General features: G+C 61.6%; 3 protein-coding genes and 1 tRNA gene. All 4 read left to right on the top strand.

The window, feature by feature from the left end; translation table 11 throughout:
• Positions 1-11: 11 nt before the first annotated feature.
• Positions 12-2,486 (top strand): endopeptidase La, encoded by a 2,475-nt coding sequence (lon, locus tag ABIV12_RS02370; protein ID WP_348055840.1) that lies wholly within the window; start codon positions 12-14, stop codon positions 2,484-2,486.
• Positions 2,487-2,849: 363 nt separating this feature from the next.
• On the top strand, positions 2,850-3,122 hold the full coding sequence (locus tag ABIV12_RS02365; protein ID WP_348055839.1) for an HU family DNA-binding protein: 273 nt from the start codon (positions 2,850-2,852) through the stop codon (positions 3,120-3,122).
• 61 nt (positions 3,123-3,183) lie between these two features.
• Positions 3,184-3,258: transfer RNA gene (locus tag ABIV12_RS02360), tRNA-Val, on the top strand.
• Between the two features lie 269 nt (positions 3,259-3,527).
• Positions 3,528-4,922 (top strand): SurA N-terminal domain-containing protein (locus ABIV12_RS02355; protein WP_348055837.1); only part of this gene is annotated, 1,395 nt, incomplete at its 3' end.

Raw genomic sequence — 4,922 nt, 5'->3', positions numbered from 1 at the left:
TACCGAGTCCGATGACCGACAAGCCGACCAAAACCCCGAAGCCCTCCACCGACTTGATCGAGCTGCCGGTTCTGCCGCTTCGAGACGTCGTGGTGTTTCCGCACATGGTCATTCCGCTGTTCGTGGGGCGCGAGAAGTCAGTGCGCGCGCTCGACATCGCGATGGCCGGCAACAAGAAGATCCTGCTGGTCGCGCAGCGCAGCCCGGATGTCGATGAACCTCTTGCCGGTGATCTCTATTCGATCGGTACGATCGCCAGCGTTCTGCAGTTGCTGAAACTGCCCGATGGCACGATCAAGGTGCTGGTCGAAGGAACCGATCGTGCGGAGATTGCCGCGTTCGGCGAGCGCAACGAGCTGATGGTCGCGCATGCGCGTGTTCTGGAGGCCGCGTACACGCGGAGCGAACGCGAGATCGACGTGATCGGCCGCCAGCTGACGAGCCTCTTCGAGCAGCTCGTGAAGTTGTCGCGGAAGATTCCTCCCGAGCTGATGTCGACGCTCGCGGGCATCGACAACCCGTCGAGGCTCGCCGACACGATTGCGTCGCACATCGCCGTGCGCGTCGCGGAAAAGCAGAAGGTGTTGGAGACGATCGACGTGGCCGATCGGCAGGAGCTGCTGGTCGGGATGGTCGATGGCGAGATCGACGTGCAGCAAATCGAGAAGCGCATCCGCGGCCGCGTCAAGACGCAGATGGAGAAGAGTCAGCGCGAGTATTATCTCAACGAACAGATGAAGGCGATCCAGAAAGAGCTCGGCGACATCGATGATGCGCCGAACGAACTGGAGGAACTCACGCGCAAGATCGCCGCTGCGGGCATGCCAAAAGCGGTCGAGACGAAGGCGCGCGCCGAGCTCAACAAGCTCAAGCAGATGTCGCCGATGTCCGCTGAAGCGACCGTCGTGCGCAATTACATCGACTGCCTGCTCGGCGTCCCTTGGAAAAAGAAGACCAAGGTGCGTCGCGATCTTCAGCGTGCGCAGGAAGTGCTCGACGCCGATCATTTTGGCCTCGAGAAGGTCAAGGAGCGCATTCTCGAGTACCTCGCCGTGCAGCAGCGCGTCAACAAGATGAAGGGCCCGATCCTCTGTCTCGTCGGGCCGCCGGGCGTTGGCAAGACGTCGCTCGGTCAGTCCATTGCGAAGGCCACCAACCGCAAGTTCATCCGCATGTCGCTCGGCGGCGTGCGAGACGAAGCCGAGATCCGTGGCCACAGGCGCACGTATATCGGCTCGATGCCCGGCCGCATCATCCAGAATCTCACCAAGGCCGGTACGCGCAATCCGCTGTTCGTGCTCGACGAAATCGACAAGATGTCGATGGACTTCCGTGGCGATCCGTCGGCGGCGCTGCTCGAAGTACTCGATCCCGAACAGAACCATACGTTCAACGACCACTATCTCGAGGTCGATGTCGACCTGTCCGAAGTCATGTGGATCGCGACCGCCAATTCGCTCAACATTCCCGCGGCGCTGGCCGACCGCATGGAAGTGATCCGCATCCCCGGCTACACCGAGGAGGAAAAGGTCAACATTGCGTTGCGCTATCTGGTGCCCAAGCAGCTGAAGGCGAATGGGCTGAAAGCTGCTGAACTTGCGGTGGCGGAGGACGCGATCCGCGACGTGATCCGCTACTACACGCGCGAGTCGGGCGTGCGCAGTCTGGAGCGCGAAGTCTCCAAGATCTGCCGCAAGGTGGTGAAGGAGATCAGCCTGGCGCAGGCGAAGGCGAAAGCCGGCAAGAAGGGCAAGCCTGCGACCGAGCGCAAGCGCGCGAAGGTCACCGTGTCGGCACAGAATCTCGACTTTTACCTGGGTGTGCGCAAGTTCACCTACGGACGGGCCGAGCAGCAAAACGAAATCGGCCTGGTCACCGGGCTTGCGTGGACGGAGATGGGCGGCGATCTGCTCAGTATCGAAACCACGGTCGTTCCGGGCAAGGGCAAACTGATTCACACCGGCCAGCTGGGCGATGTGATGCAGGAGTCGATCCAGGCGGCATTGAGCGTGGTGCGCGCGCGGGCGGATCGTTTCGGCATCGATCCCGAGTTCCACCACAAGCTCGATGTGCACGTGCATGTTCCGGAAGGAGCAACGCCAAAGGACGGCCCAAGTGCGGGCATTGCCATGTGTACGGCGCTCGTGTCGGTGCTGACGAAGGTACCTGTGCGCTCCGATGTCGCGATGACCGGCGAGATCACGCTGCGTGGTCGGGTGCTGCCGATTGGCGGGCTGAAGGAGAAGCTGCTCGCGGCTCATCGCGGTGGCATCACCACCGTCATCATCCCCGAAGAGAACCGCAAGGACCTCGTCGACATTCCGAAAAACGTCACCGAGTCTCTCGATATCCATCCGGTTCGCTGGATCGACGAAGTGCTCGACCTCGCGCTTGAACGCCCGTTGACGCCTGCGACACGTACGGAAGGCGACGCAACGCGGACGCGCGACGATCACGCAGTCGAGTCGACGGTCCGTCCGCACTGAGGTCGGGCGAAAGCGCGCCGCTTGCGCGGCGCGCTCGGCGGACGGACGCGTTTTTCTATCATGACCAGACCATCAGCAAGTGCGATCGTGATCGACAGATTGTTCGTGTCGCCGGTCGTGCGCGGGGTCGTATTCCTTCACCTTCCAAGTGCTTAAAAACCTCGCAAGGCGCGCCACACCTCATGTTGCGCCCCCCTATGGGCGCTGGTATAAAGAGCGCGCCGCGATCCAGGGCGACACGTTGTCCCAGGCGATTGCGGGGTAACGAGGCAGGCGAACTCCCGATGAAACACCCTTCGGAGATCCGTGTCTCGACTCGATCGAATTTCTTTGCGGAGTGCAAGCTCCGAGCGGGAGAATTAAATGAACAAAGGCGATTTTGTTTCAGCGATTGCGGATGCCTCCGGCCTGACCAAGGCTGACGCGGAACGTGCAGTCGAAGGTATGTTCAAGGTCGTCAAGAAGACATTGAAGGCCGGTGATTCCATTTCGCTGGTGGGCTTCGGTACCTTCGTTGTGCGCAAGCGCGCCGCACGCACGGGTCGCAACCCGCGTACAGGCGAAGCGATCAAGATCAAGGCATCCAAGGTGCCGGCATTCAAGGCCGGAAAGGCACTCAAGGACGCACTGGGCTGATCTGGCCACCCGCTTCGGCGAGGCCGGGCCTGCACGTGGTCGGTCGTTCCGAAGCGAATACGGGTGCTTAGCTCAGCGGTAGAGCGTCGCCCTTACAAGGCGAGGGTCGGGGGTTCGAAACCCTCAGCACCCACCAGATTTCAGGATGATGACCTCTGAGCGTTGGTGGCGTTGGCGTCCTGCGAGAGCAGGCACGCGCCATTCGCGGCGAATCATCCAACGCGCGAATGCCGCTGGCGGCATTGGCCTGTCCAGCGAGGCGCCCGCGCGGCGCCTTCGTCTTTTCCGGAATCCGGCGCATTGGCCGCATTCCGCGATGTTTCCGACCGCGTGACCGCGTAAAATCGCCAGCCCGACGATCGGTGTCCTGCACGGGCACGATCAACTACCACAGGTTCCGACATCATGCTGCAGCTGCTACGCGGAAAGAAATCCGGTCTGTTCGTGAAAATCGCACTCGTGCTGATCACGATCGGATTCTCGTTCTTCGGAATCGAAGGCTACTTCATCGCCACCACGACGACGTCTGTCGCCAAGGTCGGCGACGCCGAGATCAGCCAGGAGGTCTTCCGCGACCGCTTCAACCAGTACCGCGCCCGGATGCAGCAGATGATGGGCGGCGCCGTCGATCCGTCCATGTTCGAGAGGCCGGAGATGAAGAAGCAGATGCTCGACCAGCTCATCAACGAGCAGGTTCTTGCGTCGGCGAACAAGAAGTTCGGAGTGACTGTTTCGTCCGAGCGCGTGCGAAAGGAAATCGGCCAGGTACCCGCGTTCCAGAATGAAGGCAAGTTCGATTACGACCAGTACAAAATGGTGCTCGCGTCGCAGAACCGCACGCCTGGCAGCTTCGAACAGCTGGTGCGCGACGATCTCGAGAAGAACATCCTCCCCGCCCAGGTGACCGCGACGGCACTCGTGACCGACGCGGATGTCGACACCTATCTGCGACTCAATGACCAGCGTCGCGATTTCCGCTATGTGAAGCTGGAAAAAGCGGCTGCGCCGACCGAAGAGGTCGGCACCGAGGAACTGGAGTCGTACTACACGGCGCACGCCGCCGATTTCATGGTGCCCGAACGCGTCGCCGCGGAGTACGTGGAACTCGACGGCAGCAAGCTTGACGTGAACCTCACGCCGGATGACAGCGTGCTCAAGGAACGTTACGAGAAGGACAAGGCGCGTTACGTGTCCGCCGAACAGCGCCTTGCCTCGCACATCCTGATCAAGGTGGATGGAAAGGGCGGGCCAGGCGAGCAGAAAGCAGCGCTGGCCAAAGCCGAGACGGTGGCCAAAGAGGCGCACGATGGAAAGGATTTTGCGGCGCTCGCCAAGGAATATTCCACGGACCTCGGTTCGAAGAACCTGGGTGGCGATCTCGGCTGGCTCGACAAGGGCAGCACGGACGAGGCGTTCGAGACCGCGCTCTTTGCGCTGAAGAAAGGTGAAATCTCGCCGCCGGTATTGACCAGCGAGGGATACCACGTCATCGAGTTGCGTGACACCCGGGCCGGGAAGACGCGCAGTTTCGACGACGTCAAGACGGAGCTTGCCAAGCAGTACGCCGACGGGGAGCGCGATCGCGTCTTCGGCGACAAGGCTGGTCGCCTCACGGACCTGACCTACCAGGACCCCTCGTCGCTCGAAACGGCAGCGAAGGAACTCGGCCTGACCGTGCAGAAGACCGCGCTGTTTGCGCGCCAGGGGGGCGGAGAAGGCATTGCGGCGAATCCGGCCGTCGCCAAGGCTGCGTTCTCCGACAACGTGCTCGTGCAGAACAACAATTCCGATCCGATCGAC

It is taken from the genome of Dokdonella sp., from assembly GCF_039926425.1.
In the GTDB taxonomy this organism is placed as follows: Bacteria; Pseudomonadota; Gammaproteobacteria; order Xanthomonadales; family Rhodanobacteraceae; genus Dokdonella_A.
This window is presented reverse-complemented; position numbering and strand designations above follow the sequence as displayed.